At 43.4% G+C, this 756-nt stretch carries 2 protein-coding genes; one reads left to right on the top strand and one right to left on the bottom strand.

Translation table 11 applies throughout. The annotated features are described in order from the left end of the window. A partial coding sequence (locus A3739_RS03075) for a DUF2064 domain-containing protein (RefSeq protein ID WP_156502299.1) occupies positions 1–419 on the top strand: 419 nt, incomplete at its 5' end. Between the two features lie 52 nt (positions 420–471). Here A3739_RS03075 and A3739_RS29235 read toward each other — a convergent pair. Next, on the bottom strand, positions 472–756 hold a 285-nt coding region (locus A3739_RS29235; protein ID WP_068500262.1), incomplete at its 5' end, for a hypothetical protein.

Raw genomic sequence — 756 nt, 5'->3', positions numbered from 1 at the left:
GTCATAAAGAGTGGATCGATTCTCTCACTTTTGATTATTGTCTTGAGCAACCTAGTGGCGATCTAGGTGCAAAAATGCAAAGGGTTATGTTCGATGCCCTAGAGCATTATGACTATGCCTTTATTGTGGGGAGTGATTTTCCAGTACTCGATGATGACTTCTTACAGCAAGCAATCAATTCGCTTAGCAATCATGATTTTGTATTCGCGCCAACAGAGGATGGAGGCTTTGGCTTAGTCGGGCAGAGAGCATGCGGATTTACATCATTTGGTGAAATCGAATGGGGCACCAATCGCGTGCTTGAGCAAGTTCAAAATCGCATGACAGAGCTTGGATTTAGTTTCTCGCTATTAGATAAGCGTTTTGATGTCGATGAATTAGAAGATTGGAAACGCTGGCTTCAGAGCGACTATAGCTAGTCGCTCTTTACTGAATTGAGATAGCTTCAACTATCTACGTTATCGCTGCTAGTTAATGGCTACCAAGTTTTCTTACGAAGACATCGAGCATTTGTTCTGCTTGTGCGGCTCTGCGAGCGCTTGGTCGCGGAAACACTGAAATCAGTCCCGCGTTTTGTATTAGGTTGAACGCTTGTTCAACGGTATAGAAGTGTGCGTTGTCATTAAACAATATGTCTCTACACCCAGACGCACTGTAGAAGAATGGGCTTTCAAGAAGCTTGTTCCATAACCCGCTTTCTTTTTCCAACAGGATCGAGCTTCTAATCAGTCGAATATTGTCTAGGTTTGCTTGCAT

The organism is Oleiphilus sp. HI0067 (assembly GCF_001635735.1).
This window is presented reverse-complemented; position numbering and strand designations above follow the sequence as displayed.